At 56.5% G+C, this 24,349-nt stretch carries 19 protein-coding genes; 9 read left to right on the forward strand and 10 right to left on the reverse strand.

Features of this window, described 5'->3' with window-relative positions; genetic code table 11:
- Positions 1–9 precede the first annotated feature (9 nt).
- Positions 10–1,752: an alpha-amylase family glycosyl hydrolase gene (locus ACH3PB_RS15540; RefSeq protein ID WP_416396329.1), complete on the forward strand. Its 1,743-nt coding sequence runs from the start codon at positions 10–12 to the stop codon at positions 1,750–1,752.
- 1 nt (position 1,753) lies between these two features.
- On the forward strand, positions 1,754–2,524 hold the full coding sequence (locus ACH3PB_RS15545) for an NAD(P)H-binding protein (protein ID WP_416396330.1): 771 nt from the start codon (positions 1,754–1,756) through the stop codon (positions 2,522–2,524).
- A gap of 17 nt (positions 2,525–2,541) precedes the next feature.
- On the opposite strand, the gene ACH3PB_RS15550 is transcribed toward ACH3PB_RS15545, so the two are convergent.
- The gene (locus ACH3PB_RS15550; RefSeq protein ID WP_416396332.1) at positions 2,542–4,545 is read right to left on the reverse strand and encodes a methyl-accepting chemotaxis protein; all 2,004 of its coding nucleotides are present in this window, start codon (positions 4,543–4,545) and stop codon (positions 2,542–2,544) included.
- Positions 4,546–4,676: 131 nt separating this feature from the next.
- On the opposite strand from ACH3PB_RS15550, the gene arfB reads away from it, so the two are divergent.
- Entirely contained in the window at positions 4,677–5,087 is a 411-nt protein-coding gene (gene arfB / locus ACH3PB_RS15555) for an alternative ribosome rescue aminoacyl-tRNA hydrolase ArfB (RefSeq protein WP_416396333.1), read from the forward strand.
- Between the two features lie 45 nt (positions 5,088–5,132).
- Here the strand turns inward: arfB and ACH3PB_RS15560 are convergent, their stop codons facing one another.
- From ACH3PB_RS15560 to ACH3PB_RS15570, 3 genes are all read right to left on the reverse strand, one after another.
- The gene (locus ACH3PB_RS15560) at positions 5,133–6,770 is read right to left on the reverse strand and encodes a M28 family metallopeptidase (protein WP_416396334.1); all 1,638 of its coding nucleotides are present in this window, start codon (positions 6,768–6,770) and stop codon (positions 5,133–5,135) included.
- A gap of 181 nt (positions 6,771–6,951) precedes the next feature.
- Entirely contained in the window at positions 6,952–8,544 is a 1,593-nt protein-coding gene (locus ACH3PB_RS15565) for an ABC-F family ATPase (RefSeq protein WP_416399476.1), read from the reverse strand.
- A 129-nt stretch (positions 8,545–8,673) separates the two neighbouring features.
- On the reverse strand, positions 8,674–9,327 hold the full coding sequence (locus ACH3PB_RS15570; protein ID WP_416396336.1) for a Crp/Fnr family transcriptional regulator: 654 nt from the start codon (positions 9,325–9,327) through the stop codon (positions 8,674–8,676).
- A 101-nt stretch (positions 9,328–9,428) separates the two neighbouring features.
- Between ACH3PB_RS15570 and ACH3PB_RS15575 the strand changes: the two genes are divergently transcribed.
- The 3 genes from ACH3PB_RS15575 (at position 9,429) to ACH3PB_RS15585 (ending at position 15,232) form a co-directional block, all read left to right on the forward strand.
- Complete coding sequence (locus tag ACH3PB_RS15575; protein WP_416396337.1) at positions 9,429–11,402, forward strand: CHASE2 domain-containing protein; 1,974 nt, start codon at positions 9,429–9,431, stop codon at positions 11,400–11,402.
- 160 nt (positions 11,403–11,562) lie between these two features.
- Complete coding sequence (locus tag ACH3PB_RS15580) at positions 11,563–14,853, forward strand: TonB-dependent receptor domain-containing protein (RefSeq protein ID WP_416396338.1); 3,291 nt, start codon at positions 11,563–11,565, stop codon at positions 14,851–14,853.
- A 25-nt stretch (positions 14,854–14,878) separates the two neighbouring features.
- Complete coding sequence (locus tag ACH3PB_RS15585) at positions 14,879–15,232, forward strand: hypothetical protein (protein WP_416396339.1); 354 nt, start codon at positions 14,879–14,881, stop codon at positions 15,230–15,232.
- A gap of 52 nt (positions 15,233–15,284) precedes the next feature.
- On the opposite strand, the gene ACH3PB_RS15590 is transcribed toward ACH3PB_RS15585, so the two are convergent.
- The 6 genes from ACH3PB_RS15590 to ACH3PB_RS15615 form a co-directional block, all read right to left on the reverse strand.
- Positions 15,285–15,980, reverse strand: a complete 696-nt coding sequence (locus ACH3PB_RS15590) for a hypothetical protein (protein ID WP_416396340.1) — start codon at positions 15,978–15,980, stop codon at positions 15,285–15,287.
- Between the two features lie 98 nt (positions 15,981–16,078).
- A complete protein-coding gene (locus tag ACH3PB_RS15595) occupies positions 16,079–16,582 on the reverse strand; it encodes a hypothetical protein (RefSeq protein WP_416396341.1) in 504 nt (167 codons plus the stop codon).
- A gap of 133 nt (positions 16,583–16,715) precedes the next feature.
- Entirely contained in the window at positions 16,716–17,087 is a 372-nt protein-coding gene (locus tag ACH3PB_RS15600) for a YciI family protein (protein WP_416396342.1), read from the reverse strand.
- An 81-nt stretch (positions 17,088–17,168) separates the two neighbouring features.
- Positions 17,169–18,398, reverse strand: a complete 1,230-nt coding sequence (locus ACH3PB_RS15605; RefSeq protein ID WP_416396344.1) for an RNA polymerase sigma factor — start codon at positions 18,396–18,398, stop codon at positions 17,169–17,171.
- A gap of 24 nt (positions 18,399–18,422) precedes the next feature.
- Positions 18,423–20,960, reverse strand: coding sequence for a hybrid sensor histidine kinase/response regulator (locus ACH3PB_RS15610; protein WP_416396345.1), 2,538 nt, complete (start codon positions 20,958–20,960; stop codon positions 18,423–18,425).
- Positions 20,960–21,640 carry a response regulator gene (locus ACH3PB_RS15615; protein ID WP_416396346.1) on the reverse strand — a complete coding sequence of 227 codons (681 nt, stop codon included), beginning with the start codon at positions 21,638–21,640 and terminating at the stop codon, positions 20,960–20,962. Before ACH3PB_RS15615 ends, ACH3PB_RS15610 begins: the two co-directional genes overlap by 1 nt.
- A 220-nt stretch (positions 21,641–21,860) precedes the next feature.
- On the opposite strand from ACH3PB_RS15615, the gene ACH3PB_RS15620 reads away from it, so the two are divergent.
- From ACH3PB_RS15620 to ACH3PB_RS15630, 3 genes are all read left to right on the forward strand, one after another.
- Complete coding sequence (locus ACH3PB_RS15620; protein ID WP_416396347.1) at positions 21,861–22,469, forward strand: response regulator transcription factor; 609 nt, start codon at positions 21,861–21,863, stop codon at positions 22,467–22,469.
- 205 nt (positions 22,470–22,674) lie between these two features.
- Positions 22,675–23,274, forward strand: coding sequence for a hypothetical protein (locus tag ACH3PB_RS15625; RefSeq protein WP_416396348.1), 600 nt, complete (start codon positions 22,675–22,677; stop codon positions 23,272–23,274).
- Positions 23,275–23,338: 64 nt separating this feature from the next.
- Positions 23,339–24,346, forward strand: coding sequence for a cellulose binding domain-containing protein (locus ACH3PB_RS15630; protein ID WP_416396349.1), 1,008 nt, complete (start codon positions 23,339–23,341; stop codon positions 24,344–24,346).
- Positions 24,347–24,349 lie beyond the last annotated feature (3 nt).

The raw sequence follows: 24,349 nt of genomic DNA on the forward strand, positions 1-24,349 counted from the left end.
GGACAAGAGATGGAATCACAGACAGATCTTGAAGCCAGACTGGAGCAGCATCTGCGAGTGTTATACCCGCAGCATGATACCCGCAGTATCGCAGCCCGGTGCCTGCAGAGCATAGGCCTGAAAGGTGACGAGGCTACACCCACCCCGCACCGCAATCTGTGGACGCAGAAGGACATTGCACTCATCACCTATGCCGACTGCGTGCGGCGAGCTGACGAGGCGCCACTGGCCACCCTGCACACCTTCCTGCACAAACACTATCAGGGCCTGGTCAGTCTGGTTCACCTCCTGCCCTTCTTCCCCTACAGCTCTGATGATGGCTTCAGCGTCATGGACTACACCGAGGTCAACCCCTCCCACGGCGACTGGGAGGATGTCGAGCGGCTGGCCGGCGACTTCAAGGTGATGGGCGATCTCGTTATCAATCACTGTTCCAGCCGCTCGCGCTGGTTCGACAATTACAAGAAGCGCCAACACCCTGGCGTAAATTATTTCTTTGAGGCCGATCCTGATGCCAACCTCACAGCTGTCGTTAGACCACGAACCTCGCCCCTGTTAAAAGAGGTTGTGGATGAGCAGGGCAGCCGCTATGTCTGGTGCACCTTCAGTCACGATCAGGTTGATCTGGATTTCAGTAATCCCGATGTGCTGTGTGAGTTCCTCACCATCATCAAGCTGTATCTGGACAGGGGCATCACCTGGTTCAGGCTCGACGCCGTGGCCTTCCTGTGGAAAGTACCGGGCACGACCTGCATCAATCTGCCCCAGACCCATGAAGTCATTCGGCTGCTGAGACTGCTGATCGAGCATAGGCAGCCAGAGGCGGTCATCATTACCGAAACGAATATCCCGAACAGTGAAAACCTGTCCTATCTCGGCAATGCCAACGAAGCCCACCTCATCTACAATTTTTCGCTGCCACCACTGCTCATCAATACACTGTTGACCGGCGACTGCACCTATCTCAAGAGCTGGCTGCTCACCATGCCGCCATCGCAGGCAGGTACCGCCTATTTCAACTTTATCGCCTCTCACGATGGTATCGGTCTTCGTCCGGCAGAAGGTCTGCTATCAGACTGGGAGATTCAGAGCCTGGTGGGTACCATGCGCGAGTTTGGTGGTGAAGTCAGCTATAGGACCGGTCTGGACGGCGAACAGAAACCTTACGAGATCAATATCAGCCTGTGGAACGCCATGGCGGGAACGAGCAAGGCGGGGCCGGATGAGTTCCAGTTCGATCGATTTGTCTGCGCTCATGCCATCATGCTCGCGCTCGAAGGGGTACCCGCATTCTATTTCCACAGTCTCATCGCGACAGAGAACGATCATGCGCGAGTGGCGAACACGGGACACTTTCGCTCCATCAACCGACATCTATGGGATGCCGACCAACTGGAATCGCGCTTGCACGACGAGAATTACCATCACGCGAAGGTCTTGATCGCCATCGGAAAGCTCATCAGGCTGCGTCAGCGACAGCCGGCGTTCCACCCAAATGCGATCCAGTACATCCTGCACCTCGGCCCCAGCCTGTTTGCGTTCTGGCGTCAGAGTCCCGAGCGAAAGCAGACGATCTTCGCCGTCTTCAATATCAGCAATCAACCGCAGACGATCCCGTTGTCGGAACTGAACCTGTTTGCGACGCAGGTGTGGCGCGATCTCGTGGGTGGAAAGAGCTATGAAGACAGGATGACTCCTATTAAGCTGGCACCATATCAATTCATCTGGTTATCAAATTACGAGGGAAGTTAGTTTGACGGAGAAGACCGCAGAGCGCGTCCGGACCAAGGCAATCGTGTTCGGTGCTACTGGCCTCGTGGGCAGGAACATCCTCCGCCAGACTTGTGAGTCCGGCCGCTATGATCTTGTGGTAGCCATCGTTCGAAACGAACTTGATGCGGATCGGCTCAGTGAAATGATTCCAGACATGACGGCTCGCCTTCGACTGCGTCAGATTCGCTGTTCGCCAGCCGACCTGGCCGATCCTGATATCATCAGTCAGATATTTCAGACCACCCCTGACGGCAAGATCGTTCACGTGTACTGTGCGCTGGGGACTACAATGAAATCTGCAGGTAGCAAGGAAGCTTTTCGTCGGGTAGACCATGATCTTGTCGTGGCCGCGGCACGGTTCGCCAGGAATATCGGCGCCCAGCGCTTCATCTGGGTCTCATCGATCGGCGCTGACGAGAAGAGCCGAACCAGTTTCTATCTCAAGGTGAAAGGTGAAACGGAAAGCGATATTGCCAAGCTGACGGAGCGGAAGTCGAGCCCTCGTGCCATAGCTGTCAGGCCATCACTCCTCCTCGGGGAGCGCGAGGAAACGCGCGTCGCCGAGGGCGTTGGCCAGTTGCTCGGACGAGTCATCAAACCGGCCCTCATCGGGCCAGCAAAGCACTACAAACCAATAGCCGCCAGTGAGGTCGCTGCTGCCATGATCGAGCTGGCCTTCGACGAGTTCTCCCACCCCTTCCTGGCCTACGAACGAGTCGGCACCCAACGCGAAGAGATGAGCCCGGCCTAGGGTCGGGCACCTCGATATCAGGCGACCCGGAACCGTTTGATGACGCGCTGCAGCTTCTCAGCCATCGCTTCCAGCTCGTTTGCAGCCTGAACGGCATTCTGTACCGCCTGGTCGTTGGAATCAGCTTTGTCACCGATATCAACCACATGCTCGGCGACGTATTCATTGGCCTTCGACTGCTCGTTCAGGCGCTCGGAAATATCACTGAACACCTCGAACACCCTGATTGCCCCGGCCTGTATGCCTTCGATAGAAGAGCCCGCGCGTTGCGCAAGCTCCGCCACCTGCTGAACATCAGAGACATTGTCATTCATGACTTTCACAGCCGAGCGTGTACCCTCACGCATCTTCTTGATCATGTCGGTAATCTGCTTGGCTGACTGTGTCGTTCTCGCGGCGAGGCCACGCACCTCGTCGGCGACCACCGCAAAGCCGCGTCCTGCTTCGCCAGCTCTGGCAGACTCAATAGCCGCATTGAGTGCCAGCAGATTGGTCTGCTCCGCGATGTTCTCGATGACCTGAATGGTCGTGCCTACCTGATCTGAGAGCTTGCTGAGCGCTTCCACATTGCTCGACGCCCGCTGCACGGTTTCGGCAATGCGTTGCATTTCCTGATCCGCTTTTCTGATTACGGTAACACCCTGCCGGGAGGCTTCCTGAGAAACTTCTGACAGATTCTGCGCTTCCGCAGCGCTTTGCGAAAGTTGCTCGATATTGGTGGTGAGTTCCTCGATGGTCGAGGCCATGGATGTCGCAGCATCACGTTGGTCTTTCGAGCCTTTAGCGATTCCGAGACTGAGTGAGGTCAACTGCCGCGAAGCGACCGCGAGCTCCTGGGAAGATGACCCTATTTCGCCGATGACCTCGCGAACCTGACGCTGCATGTCCCGCATTGCCTGTTCAAGCAGACCCAGTTCATCGTTGCGGCTGACCTCAATCGTACGTGTATAATCGCCAGCCGCAATAGCCTCGAGCTGACTGATGGCTGCTGCCAGCGGTTGCCTGACGAGACGCCGTGAAACCAGCATCAGGATAAGGCCAGTTACCAGTACCACGACCACAGCCGCAATCGCGAAGATCTTCTTCAAGGCCTGCACAGGGGCCTGAAGCTCTTCATGTGGTATAGCCGCTGCCAGAACCCAGTCCAGCTCGGGAATGGCGACATACTGGGCATTCCATACTTCATCCCGTGCATCCGGCCAGGTAAACTCGATTTCACCACTATCGCTCGCAAGCAGCTCCTTGACGAAACCTGCGTCGACCAGGGCATTTCCCTCCAGCTCGGGATGGGAAACGATGCTCCCCGGCTCGTTTTTGCTGCTATCAAGAATGAAAATAAAGCCGGCCTTGCCGACTGGCCGTGCTGACAACCCCTCCAGCAGGCTGGCCAGCGACTCCGTAAACTCGACACCGACATAGCGGATTCCGATCACGCCACCCCTGCTATCCATGATCGGCGTGTAATTGGTAATGAACTTCTTGCCAAACAGGGTAACTGTTCCATTGAAGGGCTTGCCATTGAGATTCAGTTGGTAAGCTGGAGAGTCCTTGCTCAGTGAGGTACCTACAGCCCTAGATCCATTCTGCTGCTTTACCGAAGTCACGACCCTTATGAAATCGTTGCCGCTGCGCACAAATATGGTTGCGTTGCCGCCAGTGGCTTCGGCAAAACTGTCGACCTGGCTATAGTTCCCTGCGATCGGCTCGCCACCAATGAGAAGCTGAGGCACCGTCTGGCTGCCAACCTGGACACCTTGACCATCCTCGATCTCAAAACGGCCTACGAAGCTTTCGCCAAAGAGTGCGGAGATTGCTTCAATCGTCTTGATCAACTGTGCGCTATAGACCCTGGCTGTAGTTGCAGCGGAGCTTGCGCGACTTGCAAGCAGCTCGTCCTCCACCTCGGTCAGCGCTTCATCGGCCTGATTCAGCAGAAAGTAACCAGCAATTGCGAGGAAGACGGAGATCGCCAGACCCGCCACGCACGACAGCCTGAACGAAACACTCTGGTAAAAAGGCATACTACCGAATCCCTGCAGACCGCTGCACTTGAATGATATGTTTGAAGTCTAGCTGCTGCTGATAGATTGTCATGCTGCCGCACGAAGTCGTCCGCGTTACAATCAGCTCAATGCCTTCAATGGAGCACAGCATGTTGTTTATCTCTGAATCAGTCTCGATACCGGATGCCGAGATCGATCTTCAGGCGATGCGGTCTCAGGGCGCAGGCGGACAGAACGTCAATAAGGTGTCTACCGCCATTCATCTGCGCTTCGACATCAAGGCATCGACACTCCCTGACTTTCACAAGCAACGCTTGCTGCAGATGAGTGACTATCGGGTGACCAAGGACGGCGTAATCGTCATCAAGGCGCAGGAACACAGCAGTCAGGAGCTGAACCGACAGGCGGCACTTGCGCGACTGGTGAATCTTATCCGTGAGGCCACGGCCATTCAGAAGACCAGGCGCAAGACGAAACCCAGCCGGTCGGCCCAGCGGAAGCGAGTCGACAAGAAGACACAGCGTGGAAAGACGAAGTCGCTACGGGGGAAGGTGCTCTAAAATCAGGCGCAAAAAAAAGCCCCTTGCGGGGCTTGAGAAGGAAGACTATTTGATCCAGTCGTGACCCCAGTGAGTCTTGTCGAACTTGCTGGAACGAACGTCGAGTGCCATGCGATTAGCAGTTGGCTCGACCGGCGCTGCAGCAATTTCTTCATCGATTGGCTTGGTAGACAGCGACAGCCAGCTGGTTACGAAGGCCATGGCGTCGGCGTTGATTTCCAGTGCCGTCATATCGATGTTGTTGATATCGTCGCACGCTGCGTGATAGCACGGATCAAGCGCCTCGCCTGCGGTACCACCAAATTTCTCAGCCTGCTCTTCGGTCTTCAGCTCTTCAGCACCTGTGAAGAGGCCACCGAACGGAATGCCTTCTTCGAAGAACTGCGCATAGTCAGAGCGGAAGCTGATTTCAGACCCTTCGGAGGGCAAACCGCGAATGGCGAAGTACTTCTCGAACAACTTCTCCGTTGCAGCAGAACCGGCTGGCCCTTCAAGCCCGAATGTCGAGCCGTCGCCGTCATAGATGAAGTAGCCGTAGTTCGGTGAAGCAATCATGTCGAAGTTGAGATAGACCTTGATCTTGGCCTTCTCTTCCTCGGTAAGTCCCAGCACATACTGGGTCGAACCAACGAGACCTGCTTCTTCTGCACCCCAGAACGCAAAGCGAACCTTGTTCCGCACGCGAGCTTTCTTCATCTGCAGGGCCATCTCGAGAATGGCGGCACTGCCTGAACCGTTATCATTGACTCCCGGACCTTCGAACACGGAGTCGAGGTGGCCGCCCACCATGATGACATTGTCAGGGTTACCACCCTTCGTTTCGGCAGTCAGGTTGAAGGTTTCGGTCTGCTCGCGTACGACATCGACCACCAGATTGGCCGTAGCGTTTGCGCTTGCTGCCAGGGTGACACCGAGATCGTAAGTCGCGAATACAACCGGAATGCCGCCTGCGTAGGCGTCACCGAGTGTAGCGCTGATCAAACCGGTCCGGCCTTCATCAGTCTGCACGTTACCCTGGTTGAAGATGATCACACCTGTCGCGCCGGCTGCAGCGGCATTGCTAGCCTTATCACCGAAGGCACAGGCACCACGCTGCAGGAGCGCAATATTGCCAGCAGTGAAGCCAGCAAAATCAGCAGCCTCGCAGCCGCTGGTAGAGGTGTTGCCTTCACCGAGCTGAATATCGACCGCTTCGATCGGCGCAGTAACGTCGCCAGCTTCAGTCTGGGTCAGGTAGGTGAAGTCAGTATCGAATACATAGGTGGTACCGTCGACGCTAAGCGTTCCAGGACCTTGCGGATAAAAGGCATTGAAGGGGAAAGCATGCAGCTTCACCTCATAGCCAGCCTTCTCCAGCTCAGCCTTCACGTAGTCTATGGAAGCATCGTAACCGGGCAGGCCGGCAGCTCTGTTGCCACCATTGGCCTTGGCAATGTCGTCGAACATCTTGAGGTGTTCCACGATATTATCGGCCGACATGCAGCGGGGCAGACCGAAAGGACTGCTGTTCAGAATGCCGAAGCGACACTCGAAAAATTTCGCAGGACCGCTCCAGAATCGGTCTACCGCGGTGGAGTTCTTTAGCGGATTGGCTTGCGCAGCCATTGAGAGTGAAGCAGCTACCAAAGGCAGCAGTAAGGCGGCGGGCCGCACTCGTTGACGTAATTGTTTTTGAAATAGCATTGAAAGCTCCTGTCTCGTCCCGGTATGGAACGCGTACGATACGGCGGACTGGCTTTTGACCAGGCCGCCTCCAAGAACCTGATACTGCTTGGGATATCTACTCAGGTGCTTTCTATACTGATCCGTAATGTTTGGCTTTTACAGCGGCTTTTTATACGTAATTTCTGAAAGGCCATTCGGCCTATGCCGCCTGCTCCTGAGCTCTCAGGTAATCGTCGTAAGTGCCGTGGAAATCAACGATACCTGAGGGTGTCAGTTCGATGATTCGGGTAGCCAGCGACGATACGAACTCACGGTCATGACTCACGAAGAGCAATGTGCCAGGGTAGTTTTCCAGCGCCAGGTTCAGCGACTCGATGGACTCCATATCGAGGTGGTTGGTCGGCTCGTCCAACAGCATGATGTTTGGCTTCCTGAGCATGAGCTTGCCGAAGATCATCCGACCCTGCTCACCACCTGATATCACATCGACCGTTTTTTTCACTTCAGTTTGCGAAAACAGCAGGCGACCAAGCGTTCCTCTGATGACCTGCTCGTCATCACCTTCACGACTCCACTGCTGCATCCATTGAATCAATGTGTCCTTGCACTTGAACTCAGCGGCATGGTCCTGAGCGTAGTAGCCGAGTTCGGCACCTTCGGACCATTTGACGGTACCGGCCGTAGGTTCGAGATCGCCAACCAGACACTTCAACAGTGTCGACTTGCCGATACCGTTGGGGCCAATGATAGCGATGCGCTCACCCACCTCTACCGTGAGATTGAGGCCGCTGAACAGCTTCTCATCGAAGCTTTTCGCCAGACCCTCGACTTCGAGCGCCAGCCGGTGAAGCTTCTTGTCCTGATCGAAGATGATATAGGGGTTCTGTCGGCTGGATGGTTTGATGTCAGCCAGCTGGATCTTGTCGATCTGCTTGGCGCGCGACGTGGCCTGCTTTGATTTCGATGCGTTGGCCGAGAAGCGGCTGACGAAGGACTTCAGTTCTGCAATCTGCGCCTTCTTCTTCGCGTTGTCTGCCTGCAGACGTTCAGCTGCCTGAGTCGCTGCGATCATGTACTCGTCGTAGTTGCCGGGGAAGAGCCGGATGGCGCCGTAGTCGAGGTCGGCCATATGCGTACAGACGCTGTTCAGGAAGTGACGGTCGTGCGAGATGATGACCATGGTGCAGTTACGGTTGTTCAGCACGCCTTCGAGCCAGCGGATGGTATTGATGTCCAGGTTGTTGGTCGGTTCGTCGAGCAGCATGATATCGGGATCTGAAAACAGCGCCTGCGCGAGCAGAACACGCAGCTTCCAGCCAGGCGCAACCTCGCTCATCGGCCCGTAGTGCTGCTCCGTCTGGATACCGAGGCCGAGCAACAGGTCGCCAGCTCGGGCTTCGGCAGTATACCCGTCCATTTCTGCAAATTCAGACTCGAGCTCGCCGGCACGAATACCGTCCGCCTCGGTCATATCAGGGTTGGCATAAATGGCGTCGCGCTCCGACTTCACTGCCCAGAGTTCGGTATGGCCCATGATCACCGTATCGATAACGCTGTATTCTTCGAAGGCGAACTGGTCCTGCCTGAGCTTACCGATGCGCTCACCAGGGTCTTTCGAAACATTGCCTGCCGTCGGCTCGAGATCGCCACCGAGTATTTTCATGAAGGTCGATTTGCCGCAGCCGTTGGCGCCGATCAGACCATAGCGGTTGCCGTCGCTGAATTTGACTGAGACGTTTTCAAAAAGCGGCTTGGCGCCGAACTGCATGGTGATATTAGCGGTAGATAACAATGGCGTGCCCCGGATGGTGAAGTGAAACGGCAGCAGGAATGTGCCGAAAAAGCGGCGCATAGTATGCCACATCGGCGACGAAGATCGAAGCAGCTGTTTAAATATTAATCGGCACTGAGCCGCCGCACTTCAGTATTTCGCAGGCAGTTTTTCACGGATGACGATGCGCTTCTTGTTGGTAGAAATATAGCCTCCTGTTTCGAGGTCTTTGAGTATCTTGGCGACCATCTCACGGCTTGCGCCCACCCGGCTGGCGATATCCTGCTGGGTCATCGGAATTGACGTCACGCGCTGTCCCCCCTGCAGGTCAGACAACTCCAGCAGTGTATGGGCCACCCGGCCGTAGACATCCAGCAAGGCAAGGCTCTTCACGTTTTCAGTAAGATGTCTGATAAGTGAAGCAAGACTGCGGATCAGATTGAGAGCCAGCTCTGGCGAGCTTGAGATCAGCTCGCGAAAGACCGGGCTGCTGATGACCAGGCAGCGGACAGCATCCACTGTGATAACTGAAGCGGAACGTTCGCTGCCTCCGAGAAGCGCGAGCTCACCGAAACAGTCGCCCTCATGCAGGTCACGCAAGGTGATTTCTTTGCCATCGTCGTTGCAACAGTACACCCTGAGGCGACCACTGAGGACAACATAGAGCGAATCTGTTTCATCGCCCTCCGTCATGATCACCGTGTGCTTGGGGAAGACGCGGGGTTTGGCGCTCGATTCGAGCAGTTCGATATCGGCGGCTGCAAGGCCAGCGAACAGGGGTACCTGGGACAGTGCGCTCATCATGACGATGCCTGCTTTTTCGGGAGAACCGATGACTGACGTGTTCGCCAGACTGGCGGTCCTCTATACATGGCTGCGATTATTATAACATGTCAAGAAAAACCTTGCGTAGCAGAAGATCAGTTCGCCAGCTGGCTATTCAGGCCATGGTGCTGGCTTGTTCCGCCGTCGTGATCGCGCTCTCGAGCTGGGGTCAGCGTCAGGAAGAGGCTCTGGGGCTCGATAGCCTGTTCAGGATTCGAGGGCCCTTGCCGGCGCCGGAGAACCTCATCATTCTTTCGATTACCGAACAAACGGCTGAGAAAATCGGTCAACCACAGAGCATGACGGCTTGGTCGCGTGACATCTATGCGGACACCCTGCATGCACTGGGTCATTCAGTGGAAGCGGTGGCCTTCGACATTTATTTCGCTGAAGCTTCAGCCATCCGTGACGGCGACCGCCGATTCGCACAGGCCCTTCGCGAGTCAGGTAAGGTCGCATTATTCGCCTTCCTCGAACGCCGCATCTTTCCGCTCCAAGAGGGGTCGAAAGCCCAGGTGCTGCAGGCAGATACCGTGGTCAGACCGGCCGCCATGTTCAGCGAAGCGGCTGCGGTAACTGCACCTTTCGCACTGCCCAAAGTGCCCGCCATCGTGAGTCGCTATCCACTTCGACTTGGCAGCCCACCCGAAGCCGTATTGCCGCTCGCCGTGCTGGAACTCATCCGGCCGGCGCAATCGCCGCCTCCACAGCGCTTTCCACTCTTCAACTTCTACGGTCCCACCGGAACGATCCGAACGGTCGCACTGGACGACTTTCTCGCGGCCCCGGAATCATTCGCAGAAACCATCGCGGCAGCGACGGTGTTTATTGGATTTGCGGCCAGCTTTCAGCCGGGACAGCGTGACAACTTCGTCACCGCTTTCAGTGAGGGGAACGGCATGGATCTCAGCGGCGTCGAACTCGCTGCTACGGCATTTGCCAATCTTCGTGATGGTCGCGTCATCAAGGAGCTAGGTCCACCTGCCAGATCCGTCGTCATTCTGCTCTGGAGCGCGCTGCTGTGGGTCCTCGTTCGTCGGCTGCCACAGCACACTGCAGCTGGCCTGGCTGTGGCAGCCGCGCTTTATACGCTGCTGGTCTACGGCTCTTTTGTGCTGCTCGACCACCTGCTACCCCTGGTCGTTCCGCTGGTCTTTCTGTTGCCTGGTTTCGCTGCCATCGCCTACCACCACAACCTGAGGGAAAGTCAGCACAAGCGTGCAGCTCTGGAGCAGGCCTTCGGCCAGTACTTGCCCGCAAGCGAAATTCGTCGCCTCAGCGCACAGACAGAAGGACAGCCTCCACAGCAGGAACTCTTCGGGGTCTGCCTCGTCACCGATGCTACCGCCTACACAACGCTGGCCGAGCGCTTGCCGGCCCCTGTACTCAGCGAGCTGATGTCGGCTTACTATGAGGCATTGATAACGCCGATTCGACAGCACGGTGGTCTCATTTCGGATGTCGCGGGTGATGGCGTCATTGCCCTATGGACTGACATCACACGTGAAGACGTCATGGAACGACTCATGCCCGCACTGCAGGACCTGAGGACTTCGATCGATCAGTTCAACGCGCAGCATCCGCAGACACCGTTATACACGCGCATGGGCTTGCACGCAGGTAATGTCATGCTCGGCCATTACGGTGCCGAAGGACACTTCGAATTTCGCGCCGTTGGTGATCTCGTCAATACCGCCTCGCGAATCGAAAGTCTCAACAAGCTGCTCGGCACCGAGGTCCTCATCAGCGACTCCTGCACCGCTCAGCATACGACAGCGCTTCGCTATCTCGGGCAGTTTTGCCTTTATGGCAAGCAGCAGACAGTGTGCCTCTACACACTGGCAACAACAGGCAATATAGATCCAGAGCTGTTCCACAAGGTCGAGCGCTGCCTGATGCAAGGCGATGCCAGCAGCGCGCTGCAGCAACTGAGCCTGAGCCTCAGTGAATACCCAGCAGACGGTCCAGCGCTATTCTATCGCGACTACCTGACAGTGGCTGGTTCCGCAGATTCAACCAGTCCACTACTGCCAATCAAAATACGCAGTAAGTAGCGCCAGGCCGACATATCCCTGCCGGAGGTTACAAATTCGCCGGCAACGAATAAAAAGTTAGCTGGATTTTTGGTAATACAGCTACCAGAATGGACAAGTCTCAGGTTAATTCTGAAGTAGCTGTCGAGGCGTCATCGTTACCCATGTAGATGGAGTATCCATGCGCTTGACCCGGTTATGGCATTTTCGTTCAGCCGCCCTGCTTTCGCCCTGGCTGGTCCTGGGCCTGTCGCTATTCGCGCGGGTCGCCGGTGCCTGTGAAAACTGGCAGGCAGAACTCGTTGCCCGTGACGGAATCGTGGAATGGCAAGCCGCTACCGAAAGCCGCTGGCAGCTCGTCGAACTCAGGCAACAGGTTTGTCCAGGTAGCCTCCTGCGCGTAAGCGATAATAGCCGCGCCACACTTCGCCTCAGCAATGACACCGTCGTGCGTCTTGGTCCGGGCACGGTAATCAGTTTTCCCGGATCGCCAGACAATCAGTCGTTCTGGCTGAAACTCCGCAATGGCGTCGCCCGCTTCTTCAGCCGCACGCGCGTGCAATTCGAAGCCGCCACCCCTTACGTCAACGCTGCAGTGTCGGGAACCGAATTCATTCTCTGGGCCGAGGAAAGCGTTAGTGGCGTCGGGGTCATTGAAGGTCTCGTGACGGCATCAACTACCGATGCGGAAGTCGCTGTTGAGCGTGGTCAGACGGTGCTGTCCGAAGGCACGACTGCCCACCTCACAGTCACTCAGGGCATTCCCGCCGAGCGGATTGCATGGTCACTGCATTATCCGGAGGTTCTGGTTCCGGAAGAACTCGGGCCTTACGCGTCTGAACGCACATCGCTTGCTCTACAGGAGGCGGCACGCCATCTCGAGCATGGCATGATTGGGCAGGCCGAAGCGGTGTTGTCTGCCATAGATACGGCGGTGCCAGAGCTACAAGCAATCAGACTCGCTCTGCTCAGTGGAGCGGCCTCTTCACGCGGACAGGCAGAAAGCGCTTCCCGGCTATCCGACGACGCCATTGCCGCATCAGGCCTCGCCACCGCCCATATTGCGAAATCGCTCGCCGAGCAGGCCAATTCGCGGCTCGAGGCAGCGGTCGAGAGTGCTGCGATGGCTGTCACGATTGCCCCTGGTAGTCCAATCACCTGGCTGCGCCTCGCTGAGACACAGCTCTATAGCGGCAATAGTCAGAATGCGCAGGAGGCAATTGACCGCGCTCTGGCACTAGGCCCGGGCAACGCCCGTGGTTTGAGTCTCACAGGCTTGCTGGCCCTGTTTGCTCATGACCTTCCAGCGGCTGAACAAGCTTTCGTCGAGGCGCTTGAACGCGAGCCGAGTACTCCAGAGGCTCATCTCGGCCTCGGGCTTGTGAGATTGCGACAAGGCGACACGCAAGCGGCTCGAGCAGCACTCGATCTTGCGCTTAGCCTGAATCCGAACCAGAGCTTGCTGCGAGTTGTGCTCGGCGAAGTCTTCTTCGCGGAGCATCAGCATGCAAAGGCGGAAACACAGTGGCAGCTGGCGCAGACACTGGACCCTCTGGAGCCGACGCCACTGTTCTACCAGGGGGTACTGCAGCTTCTGGAGAACGATCCTGTACAGGCGCTCGAGGACTTCGAACAAGCAAGGGCACTGGATCCAAACCGCAGCGTAATCCGGGCGCCCCCACTCATGGCCAGCGATAGCGCAGCCAGAGCCGCCGCGCTTGGCCGAACATATCGTAAGCTTGGCCTGCGTGAGCAGGTGCTGACAGAAGGTTACCGCGCGCTTCGCAGGGACCCAACCAACGCCCAGGGCCATCGACTACTGGCCGATGTTTACCGGAACGAGCCGCGCCTGGATAGCGCCAGTGTCTCCGAGCTGCTACAGGCCCAGCTCTGGCAGCCGCTCACCGCCTACCCCATCTCGCCGCAATTGAGCGAAAGCGATCTCAACATTGTATCTGGCCTGGGACCTGAACGGCCGGGCCTCAATGAATATCACCCGCTTTATCTTCAAAATGGTCTGAGCGGAACGGCCGGCGCGCTGGCTGGTTCCGACTCGACCTTCGGCAACGATGCAGTATTGAACTATCTGCAGGGGCCCGTGAGCTTTAGCCTCGGACAGTACTATTACGATACAGCCGGCTTCCGAGAAAACGCTGAACAGACCCAGAAGATCTATAACGTTTTTGCTCAGTGGCAAACAGGGATCGATAGTAGTCTGCAGTTCGAGTTCCGGCGTTTCGATTGGGAGCGTGGAGACCTGCGCTTCCTTGCAGACCCGGACAGCCTCGGCAGCTTGAGCGCAGATAGCCGCACAGATACCTGGCGTATCGGAGGGCGCACCAGCGTTGCACCGGGGCAGCATCTGCTCGCCTCTGTCATCACCCAACGCTTCAGTGAAGCGCAGACTGACGCTCCTGCCCCTTTCGTGGCCATCGATTCAGAATTGGAAGACAGTCCGTACGCGCTCGAACTCCAGCATGTGGGACAGTTTGGCGACCTTGGGACCGTCAGCGGCGCAGGTACGCTCAGAAGTGAAAGGGATGTTGTTGTCTCCACACTGCAGTCGATACCCCCGGATCCACCGCTCGGTTTTGTGTTTCAGTCACTATCGCGCGCTCAGCACGACAACGCTTACAGTTACTTCACCACCCATGCTCTACCCGATACCACTCTCGAACTTGGTCTTGCTTTCAATCGTCTTTCTGCTGATGGAGAGGACGATCTGCGGCAATGGTCGCCTAAAGCAGGGATCGTGTACTCGCCCATTTTGGAACTCGACCTCAGGCTGGCGGCGTTTCGAACGTTCAGACGCGATCCAGTGGCGAGACAAACTATAGAGCCCACCAGTATTGCGGGCTTTAATCAGTTTGAGGATGACCTTGATACGGCGGACGCGAAGAATTATGGGCTTGGCGTGGATTACAGACCAGGACGGGCAATCTTCACCGGCGCGCAATTTATGCTGCGTGAACTCGACTTCCGCCTGACCGGCGGTGATGAGACGATTCAGATTGGAACAGTAAGGGATAAGACCGCTGAACTGTACCTCAGTCGCATAATGAGCAACTGGCTTACGCTGAACAGCCGACTGTTGTGGGAAGACGCAGATCAACCCTATCTACAGGGTATCGTGGGCGAAACAGATCGGCGCAAGACGATTCGCCTACCACTGGGTGCCCGTCTGTTTTTTCATCGCTGGCAGCTGACGCTGGAAGCAGAGTATCTCCGCCAGCAAACGCGGACCTCAGTGCTCGACACCGAGACTCTTGAAACCGCGCCACAGCGCGGCAGGGAAACCATGTGGATTGGGAATATTGCGTTGCAGTATGCACTGCCGCGACGCTTCGGGATGGTGGAAGCCGGCATCGACAACATTGGCGATGTCGAGCGCACCATCATTCGTTCGGACGGTGATTTCCTGCAGTTCTATCCCGGCCGATTCCTCTATGGGCGAGTCCAGTTCTCGTTCTGATTCCTCAACGCAAAGGACCAATGCCATGACAATAACAACTGAAAAGCATTATCTCAGAGGCTTGCTCGTAGTCGGCCTGATGGGACTTTCGCTAACGGCGTGCGCCGCAGAGCAGAAGAGCGGCAAGCGCTTGCAGACGGGCACGATGTACGAGCAGCAAGGAGAATACCTGCCATTCGCAATCATGTTTGACCGCGAAGGCAAACCGGTTGTGGTGGATGAGAATCGCAAGCCGATAGAGCCAACGCAGCTGGACTTCCCTATCAAGACCCAGGCCATACGTTCAGTGGAGTCAGTGACCACCGTGTCCTACGAGGGCTCACATATGTATCTGGTGAAGATCGGCGGTTTCACTTATCTGATCAAGCTGCCTCACTGAAATGCCAAGGCACTGGCTATAACAGGGCCCGCATTTGATGCGGGCGATCAGCTCACTCCCCTGTCGGAAGCTCGTGCCCCAGCCGCGCGATGTAGAAGTCTGCTTCGCCACTGCCGCTTAGCTTGAACATCGTCGCACCATCCCAGCTACGCTGTGCCGCCAGCCTTTGCAGGCTTTCTTCCGGCGCGCGATCGGCAGGCAGATTGATTTTGACCTTGCACAGCGTGGTACCACAGGTCGACTCCAGCAATGTAGCCCCCGAAAGTTCAGCGAGCTCCATACTTCGCTCGACGTCTCCCCTGGTTTCTCCACTCCAGTCCGGATCTGGCGTTTCGTGTCCGAGATAGGCGTCCATGCGGGAGAACTGTGATTCGAGCATGGTGGCCTCCTCCTCAGGGGTGGCCGGGCTGAGTTCGGCTGTTTCTGCGACCGCTTCACCCCTATTGATGCTGTCGCGCAGATCATCCAGCTCTTCTTGAGTCAGGCTCTGGTGTTCGACGAGTGTCGCCATGTGCTCGCGCAGCTGGTTTATGTCGTTCGAGATCCGAGCCGACGCCTGCGGATCAGTCTCGGCGACTTGTCTCTGCTGTGTCGCCACGGCAGGTGGACTATTGGTAAATGAGGGGGTTCTGGCAAAATCCTGAATGCTGGCACTGTGCTGTTCGCCCATCTGGCTCCAGCCGAGCACCGCCAACCCAATGGCCGCCGCGGCCATATAAGGAATACTGGTGCCTGATATTGTTTTCATGATCATCTCCTTCTCCTGAAAGACCTGATCGGGCCCCGACAGAAACTGCACTGGGTCTGACAGGGCCCGAAGCCAGGACGGCATCGGGCCATAGACGTCTATTCAGAGACGTAGTAAGACACGATGGATGAGCTCTGGCCGGCGTAGGTTGGCGGAACGGCGCAGCTGAAGTACTCATGGCGGGTACTGCCATGTGAAGCCGAACCGGTATAGAGCGTCTGGGCGTTGTTGCTCGAGCCAGTGCTGTAGCGATTTGGTCCGAAATAGCCATAGATGGCATCGGCCGAGTTATTCCAGTACACCGTGATGATCGCGCAGCGAACATCACTACTGTAATGCCGGTCGAGCACCTGCACCCATGAGACATCGATGCCACTACCGGTATCGTCGTTGATAACGGGCAGGTCGACGTACATCCATGAGGTCGAGGAAGGGTTTTTGATCATCGACCAGCTATAGGTCGGCGATGGGCCTGAATACTTGACAGCCATTGATCCGGGATAAACCTTGGCATCTCCAGCGTAAGCTGAAGAAATACCAACTCCGGTCAGCAAGGGAAAGGCTAACAGGATTGCAGACTGTCTGAGGCTTGGTGTTTTCATTGTAGTGCTCCATCATTCTGGTAGGGTCGGAATCTCTGAAGAGCGGCTCGACAACGCCGTCTCTTCAGAACCAAGGCTACCAGCGGCCTGCCAGGCCGACGTATCAAGCATTACAGGTTGGTACTGTGAAATATTACCGTGGCTGGAACTGTGCCGGATCCAGCTCTCGAACCGGCCTGATTTCGACACAGCCATAGCGCGCCGGAGGGATTTTACCAGCGGCCTGGATAGCCTCGTTGAGATCTCTCGCTTCGAGCAGGTAAAAGCCCGCTAGCTGCTCCTTGGTCTCGGCGAAGGGCCCATCAGTGATCGTAACCCTGTCATCGCGGACCCTGATTGTGGTGGCGGTCTCGGTGGTTTGTAGCGCCTCGCCCCCAATCATCGTGGAGCTGGCGCGGAGTTTTTCGCCACAGGCTATACACTCCCTGTTGAGGGCGTGCCAGTCGGCTTCGGGCATGGCACCCATTTTTTGTTCGTCGTAGTACACAAGGGCCAGGTATTTCATTGTGAACTCCATCATTGTTGAAACGGTACATTGACTAGTCGCCCGGCAGAGCACTGAATCGACAGCAACACGAAAAATTTTTCACGTCCGCGGCAGTTCATCCAGCCTCGACTGAAGGAAGGCACGCTCCGGCCCCTGCTGGCTCAGCATCAGTGCACGCTCATAGGCTGCTTTTGCTTCAGGGAAGCGCTTGAGGCGACGTAGCAGGTCCGCCTGGGCTGCGTAGGCGAGATGATAATTATCGAGTTCACTCCGGCTGAGCAGCGCCTCTATGCGGGCGAGCCCCTCGGCCGCTCCGAAGGCCATGGCGACGGCGACCGCGTGGTTCAGCTCCACCACTGGCGAGGGATGCAGATGTAACAGAATGCCGTAGAGCCCAGCGATCTGCTGCCAATCCGTCTGGGCGTAAGTGGGCGCTTCGGCATGCAGGGCTGCGATTGCAGCCTGGATGGCATAAGTGCCGGGATTGCCTCCAGCAAGTGCCGGTTCGATGAGCTCGAGTCCAGCCTTAATCTGTTCCTGGTTCCATAGCGTCCGATCCTGCATTTCGAGGGTTATCAGGACGGCACCAGCCGAGCTCCTGGCGGCGCTGCGCGAGTGCTGCAACAGCATGAGTGCGAGCAGACCAGCTACTTCCCGCTCCGGCAGCAGATTGTAAAGCAGGCGACACAGCCGAATAGCCTCGTCGCACATGGACTGTCGCAGCACAGCGTCACCACCTGATGCCGAATAGCCTTCGTTGAAGAGCAGATAGATCACGTGTAGCACAACCTGCAGCCGCCCAGGCATCTGCGTGTCGTCGGGCACTTCATAGGGAATGCCCGACTGCCGGATCTTGTTCTTCGCCCGGACGATGCGCTGGGCGATAGTCGTCGGTTTTACGAGGAAGGCACTGGCGACTTCCTCAGTAGTGAGGCCGCACACTTCGCGGAGCGTCAGCGCGAGCTGCGCCTCCACGGCGAGTCCAGGATGACAACAGGTGAAGATCAGGCGAAGGCGATCATCCTCGATGTTGTTATCGTCGTCTTCATCAGGCGCCATCTCGCCATCCTGCGCATCAAGCTGCAGTTGCGCAAGTGAGGCATCAAAGCGTGCCTTGCGGCGCAGCTGGTCAATGGCTTTGAAGCGCCCTGCAGAAATCAGCCAGGCGCGCGGATTCTGGGGAACGCCCTCCGTTGGCCACTGTCTGAGCGCTGCTGAGAAGGCATCCTGCAGCGCCTCTTCCGCAAGGGTGAAATCGCCAAGCAGGCGGATCAGGGTCGCCAGAATCCGCCGTGATTCCTGTTGATAAACCTGCTCCAGTATCTGCATCGGCACACCCGGCCTTGTTTTCGCTTAAGCCTCAGACGCAGCTTCCGCTGCAACTGGATCGTCCGCAAGGCGAATGAATCCTTCAATTACAGCACGCAGGCGGCTTGGCTTGAGAGGTTTGTGAAGTAATACGATAGACCGATCATTGATAGTGACACCTATATCACCGGAGACGATCAGAACAGGTATTTCACGTCCGAGACGCGCACGAATCATATTGGCCAGTCCAAGACCATTATCGGTGCCAGGCAGCCGGAAATCGAGAACGAGAAAGTCTGGCTGCCATTGTTCATTGAGTGCCTGCAGCGCAGCAGGGGTCGATGCGACAGCGTGACAGTCCAGCCCCCAGTTCAATAGCAGCTGCTTGGTCGCCTTGCGCGCCAGATAGTCGTCATCGACCAGTAGCACCCTTAGCTTCGAGGACTCCGTCCAGTCTGGGTTCAGATCATCCATCGAACGAGGTGTCAGTGTCTGCTCATGCACCACAGGCAGGCCAATTCGAAATTGGCAGCCAGCACCCGGCGCTGATTCCAGCGTGAGAGAAAACCCCATGACCTCGGTGAGACGTCGACAGAGCGCCAGCCCAAGCCCCATCCCCTTGCTGCGATTTCGCTCGGGGTTGTGCAACTGATAGAAGGCTTCGAAGACCGGGCCCTGCTCATGGGCGGCTATCCCGATACCATTATCAGTGACCAGAATCTCACAGGCACTGCGTGCGCCGTTAGGCACGACCATAATGGTCAGCTGCGTACAGTTCGCATGTTGCACAGCGTTATCGACGAGTATCGAGAGGATCCGGAACATGAGCACAGGATCGGCATTTGCAGCCAGACCTTCGAGGCGTCCCGGCTCGAAAACGAGACTGACGCCGGCCTTGGTACACACGGGTCGCATGGTTTCGGTAAAGCTGAGTAATAACGGGCCGAGAGAAAGCGACTGCAACTCCGGCTCGAGCAAGTCGTTGTCCAGCTTTGATAGGTCGAACAGGGTGTCAATGAGATTGACGAGATCGGCGACCGCCTGCCGCACATAGCGACTAGTTTCCAGGAGGTCACCTGTTGATCGTTTGCCGGGTCGTGGCAAGCCTTCAGAAAGCAGAGCCAGCGCGTGCAGGGGCTGGCGGATATCGTGCGAAGCTGCCGCAAGGAAGCGTGCTTTCTCTTCGTTTGCCTGCTCAGCCTCCTGCTTGGCTTGCTGCAACTCTTCGAGGGCAAGTTCAAGCTCGGCCGTGCGCGCACTGACCTGCTGTTCGAGGGCCTCTGAAGTTTGTCGTTCCACTGCAAGCAGGCGGGCCTGCGTGGAGCGCGCCATGAGCTCATAGTCCAGCGCCCGCTGCTTCGCCTGCATCTTCGAGCGCCGCTGTAGCTTGACGCGCTCGCCTATCGACAGAAGAAATATCACTGATGAGGCGACGCTACCAACCAGCTGCAGATGCTCGGTATAGACCGTCATGGGGAGCCAGCCAAACTTGTTCAGCGTCAGCAGGATAGTGCCGATGAAGAAGATGACGATGGCCGCGGAATAGTAGATCGCTGCCCACTGCTGCCGCACGCTGCTATAGATGCCGATCCAGACGCCGACGGCAACATAGGCGAGTGCCTTGACGATGATGATCTGCCAGAACCAGTGCACCGGGATTGGGAAAATAACCATCGCCAGCCAGGTGGATGCAGACAGGCAGATCATGCTCGAGAGAATTCTGGTAGAGATGGAGCGATTGCCCCGCGTACGCATCTGTTCCCGCGTGAACAGAATGGCCGCCATCTCTGCAAGCGTTATGAACGTGAAGATGAGCGAGGTGGAATTCCACTGGCTGCCAAATATTGGCCATTGTGCACCCACACCCTGCAGGATGCCTTGCACGAGGGCGATACAGGCAATGAAGACGCTGTAGTAAGTGAGCGCGGCGTCTCGAAGCACACGGCCTACTACGAGTGAAATTGTCGCGAGAATGCCAAGTGCGCCGAGTGCGAAATGAAGCGCTGACAAGGTTGTCAGTTCACTCAGGAGATGAGTGCTATACGGAATGACTGACATCGGCGCCTGCGACGCCCATTCGGTTTCCATATAGAGGAAGAGGGTGTAACGTCGCTCTGCCTCGAGCGAAAGCGGCACTACGCTGAAGCGTCCGGGATAGCGCTGGTAAATCGCCGAGGTATCGAGTTCGATTAAACGGCCGGCCGGATGCTCCAGCCACCAGACCCGCAGCTTGTCGACATGGGTATTGTGCAGGACGGCTACCCACTCATCTACTGGCAGGTCTGCTGGCGTGAGTACGTCCGCTCTGAACCAGAACCCATGGCTGTTGAAGCCCTCATTGAAAGGGAAATTGTCCGGCGCATTCCAGGCGCTGACAGGCAGCGAACTGATTCTGCCTATGGACTGGTGCGGCGTATCCGGCAGGCTGAACAGGTAAGACGAAAGGTTGCCAGTTGTCACAGCATCCCGGCTCAACAGCAAGGACGGCTGCTCAGGATCAATACTGCTCAGCGCCTGCGCCAGTACCATATTCGAGAACAAGTACAGCAGCATCAAACTGATGGCAGGATACAGCGCTGACATCAGACCCAGCCAAGACGGATTCCCTTCACCACACAGGCCGTCCGGTTTGGCACCTGCATCTTCTGGAACAGTGCTCGCAGATGAGTCCGTAGCGTTGAATCCGAAATACCCAGTTCCTTGCAGATCTGACTGTTCTCAAGTCCGGTAGCGAGCTTCTGCAGAACCTCCAGCTCCCGCGAGGTGATGTCCTCCAGCGTTTCACCAGGGTTATGGCTGGATGGCCCTATCTCAAATGCCGTATCGCCAGCCAGCAGCCGGCTGCAAATCGACTCCAGGCAGGTGTCGTCACTCCGTTTGGAAATCAGCCCGAGCGCGCCACGACGCCGCGCCGTCTCTACTGCCAGAGCATCAACGGCCCCGGTAAGTATGGCAATGGGCTGCCAGATGCCTTCGTTCTGCAAATCGACCAGCAGATCCAGACCGTTTACATCGGGTAGATTGATGTCGAGAAAAACCAGGTCGAAGGGCTGGTGAGCCAGCAAGGGCCGAGCAGCCGAGCCGCTCGAGGCAACCTGTAGCCGGGCCCGCGGGAATATTCGATGTATCGCCGATCGGAAGCCTTCGGCATACATTGGGTGGTCTTCTATCAGTAGAAAAGACAACACACCCTGCACAGGCTCGGTCATCAAGCGCTGGCGATCATCTTCTTGCTGAGGGGCATAAGCCTCGTGAACTGTCATATCCAAGTTCCTGATCCTGCCGCACTATTTTTTGTAAGGTTACTGAACGGCAATCATAAAGGCTTATTCAAAGCCGGACCGGATAACGGTCACATTCCGATCACAGATATGCCTTATAGCCAATAGGCAGCGAGGACGCCTTCGCTATGATGTTCGCTCACGGAGATGGCCTGACCCTGCCGTCGGGCTTGTAATGCCGCTCAAGGATGAAGACGTGCCAATGATGAAACCGCTCCATTTCCTCCTCGTCGAGGATCAGCCCTTCTATGCTGACGGATTCCGTGCAGCACTCAGACGCAGAATTCCAGGGTCACTCATTGTACAGGTCACTCACTGCAATGAGGCAAAAACAGCACTCAAGAATCTTGATTTCGATCTCGTATTCGTTGATAGCCAGCTCAGATCTGGCAGCGTCTTCAACTTGCTGGACGAACTTCAGGAAAACCATCCGCAACTAGCGGTCGTGGTGCTTCTCGATCGACTCGATGCGTTCGTGCTTGAACGGGTGCGGATGTCTTTCGCCCGCGGCGCACTGTTGAAAAGCTGCACAGAGGACGAAATCGAATCACTTTGCCGCACAATCACCTACGACCCCGCAACAGTTCACATGCCCACCGCTGCGCCAGCTGCAGATCTTGAAATGCTCACCGCACGAGAGGTCGATGTCCTAGAGAAGCTGGTGGAAGGCATAGACAACAGCCAGATCTGCCAGGCCTGCGGCATTTCCGGCTCCACTTTACGCACTCATCTTCGTCGGATGTTCAAAAAGCTTCATGTGACGAATCGCACTGCTTGTGTAGTCAAGGCCATGCGCCTCGGCTGGGTTTGAACTGGTTCGTGTGATCAGGTCCACATCAGCACCTATTTTTAATCGATTGTCGTCCAATCCGACGATGTTCTCTTAGGTGCAAGTACTTACCATCCGCCGCCAACGATAAAGTTCTGATTCTGGCCGCTGTTACCAGCCTTATGCTGAAACGACCTTGGCGTCTTTCGATCGCCAAAGCCGGTCGTGAAAAGGATGGAGTTTCAAAATGGATTTGCTCGCACCGGATGCCATTCGAACCGCCAGCATTTTTCTTCACCTCATCGGTCTGAGCCTTGGTGTGGGGGGCGCGCTCATGCTGGATGCGCTGATCTTCAAGTATTTCTACTGCGACAAAATAACGAGCGAAAAGCTGGCAGTTTTTTCTTTCATGACTCGCGTCGTGAGCATTGGGCTCTTTCTGTTGTGGGCTTCCGGGCTGGCGTTTCTGGCGATTTACTATGTTACCGATCCAGAACTACTCACCAATCAGAAGATCTGGGGCAAGGTCTTCATTGTGACCATGTTGACGATCAACGGCGTTATGCTGCATCGCAAGATCTTTCCCATCCTGAGCCGCAACGTGGGCAAGCAGCTCTTCACCGATATCACCGTCGATGAGAAGGCCATGATGTTCGGCTTTGCGTCGGTATCCTTCGTTTCCTGGATCTTCCCGGTCTACCTGGGCGTCTCGAAATCCCTGAACTTCAATACTGGCATCGAAAATATTCTCGCGATGTACATGCTGTTCCTGAGCTGGACATGTCTGGCGACCTACCTCGTCTACAAAACGGTTGTTTCCAGAATTCTTCTCACACCGAAGCGGTAGGCCCGGAGCAGTTAAAACGGCTTGTCGTAATACCAACACATCTGAAAGGGTTTGAAATTGCACCATGAAATTTAAACACAGTCTATTGAGTGTTCTCCTGAGCGTTGCTGCCTCCGGCGGCGCGCTGGCAGGGCCGCTCTGCGAGGTCGACTACTCAATCCAGCACAGCTGGCCCACAGGCGCCACCCATCGCGTCAACGTAAGTTATTATGGTCCGGACGCCGATGCCTGGACGCTCGGATGGTCATTCCCGGGTCAGGAAAAGATCGAGTCGATTTATAACGCTACGGCCTCTCAGGATGGCGCCACGGTGCTGCTTCAGAGCGCCGGCTGGAACAGCAGGATAAGCAGCGGCAGTCGCCTTAACCTCGGCTTCAACGTGAGCCAGCCGAGCGGCGCAATCCCCACCAGCTTCAGTATGAACGGCAAACCCTGCGCCGGTAGTGTCGACGAGCCGACAGATCCAACTGATCCCACAGATCCGACTGACCCGACCGATCCGACTGATCCACCCGCGACGACCGGAAACTGGCAGCTGGATGCCACCCAGTCCTATCTGAACTTTGTATCGACCAAGAAGCTGAACCTGGTGGAAACACATCGCTTCGATGGCCTGTCCGGATCAATCAGTGAAACTGGAGAAGCCACGCTGGTGATTGATATGGCGAGTGCCAACACCGGCATCGCCATCCGGGATCAGCGGCTGGACGAGCTCCTGTTCGAAGTCGCACAGTTTCCCCGCGCAGTTGTCACACTGGACCTGGAAGATCAACTTGCGCCACTCCAGGCTATGGTGCCTGGCGAAAGTATGACGCGCGATGTCACTGCCCAGCTCGAACTTCATGGGCAGACGAAAGCGGTGCCCGCGAAGTTGAGGATTCAACGCCTGACCAACACGCGCTTTCTGGTCCAGAGTGCTTCTCCAGTCATCATCAAGGCCGATGATTTCGATCTCGGCGCAGGCGTAGACGCACTCAAGCAGGTTGCCAGCCTCACGTCCATCAGCACTGCCGTGCCGGTGGATTTCGCCCTGTTTTTCGACGCGGATTACGCAACCCTTACGGAAGAGTGAGAA

It is taken from the genome of Allohahella sp. A8 (assembly GCF_047946665.1).
Classification (GTDB): domain Bacteria; phylum Pseudomonadota; class Gammaproteobacteria; order Pseudomonadales; family Oleiphilaceae; genus Allohahella.

Excerpts from the sequence above, each read along its gene's own strand:
- ACH3PB_RS15540 (WP_416396329.1), top strand. The coding sequence starts at position 10 with ATGGAATCACAGACAGATCTTGAAGCCAGACTGGAGCAGCATCTGCGA.
- ACH3PB_RS15550 (WP_416396332.1), bottom strand. The coding sequence starts at position 4,545 with ATGCCTTTTTACCAGAGTGTTTCGTTCAGGCTGTCGTGCGTGGCGGGT.
- arfB (WP_416396333.1), top strand. The coding sequence starts at position 4,677 with ATGTTGTTTATCTCTGAATCAGTCTCGATACCGGATGCCGAGATCGAT.
- ACH3PB_RS15560 (WP_416396334.1), bottom strand. The coding sequence starts at position 6,770 with ATGCTATTTCAAAAACAATTACGTCAACGAGTGCGGCCCGCCGCCTTA.
- ACH3PB_RS15570 (WP_416396336.1), bottom strand. The coding sequence starts at position 9,327 with ATGATGAGCGCACTGTCCCAGGTACCCCTGTTCGCTGGCCTTGCAGCC.
- ACH3PB_RS15580 (WP_416396338.1), top strand. The coding sequence starts at position 11,563 with ATGCGCTTGACCCGGTTATGGCATTTTCGTTCAGCCGCCCTGCTTTCG.
- ACH3PB_RS15585 (WP_416396339.1), top strand. The coding sequence starts at position 14,879 with ATGACAATAACAACTGAAAAGCATTATCTCAGAGGCTTGCTCGTAGTC.
- ACH3PB_RS15590 (WP_416396340.1), bottom strand. The coding sequence starts at position 15,980 with ATGAAAACAATATCAGGCACCAGTATTCCTTATATGGCCGCGGCGGCC.
- ACH3PB_RS15595 (WP_416396341.1), bottom strand. The coding sequence starts at position 16,582 with ATGAAAACACCAAGCCTCAGACAGTCTGCAATCCTGTTAGCCTTTCCC.
- ACH3PB_RS15600 (WP_416396342.1), bottom strand. The coding sequence starts at position 17,087 with ATGAAATACCTGGCCCTTGTGTACTACGACGAACAAAAAATGGGTGCC.
- ACH3PB_RS15605 (WP_416396344.1), bottom strand. The coding sequence starts at position 18,398 with ATGCAGATACTGGAGCAGGTTTATCAACAGGAATCACGGCGGATTCTG.
- ACH3PB_RS15610 (WP_416396345.1), bottom strand. The coding sequence starts at position 20,960 with ATGTCAGCGCTGTATCCTGCCATCAGTTTGATGCTGCTGTACTTGTTC.
- ACH3PB_RS15615 (WP_416396346.1), bottom strand. The coding sequence starts at position 21,640 with ATGACAGTTCACGAGGCTTATGCCCCTCAGCAAGAAGATGATCGCCAG.
- ACH3PB_RS15620 (WP_416396347.1), top strand. The coding sequence starts at position 21,861 with ATGATGAAACCGCTCCATTTCCTCCTCGTCGAGGATCAGCCCTTCTAT.
- ACH3PB_RS15625 (WP_416396348.1), top strand. The coding sequence starts at position 22,675 with ATGGATTTGCTCGCACCGGATGCCATTCGAACCGCCAGCATTTTTCTT.
- ACH3PB_RS15630 (WP_416396349.1), top strand. The coding sequence starts at position 23,339 with ATGAAATTTAAACACAGTCTATTGAGTGTTCTCCTGAGCGTTGCTGCC.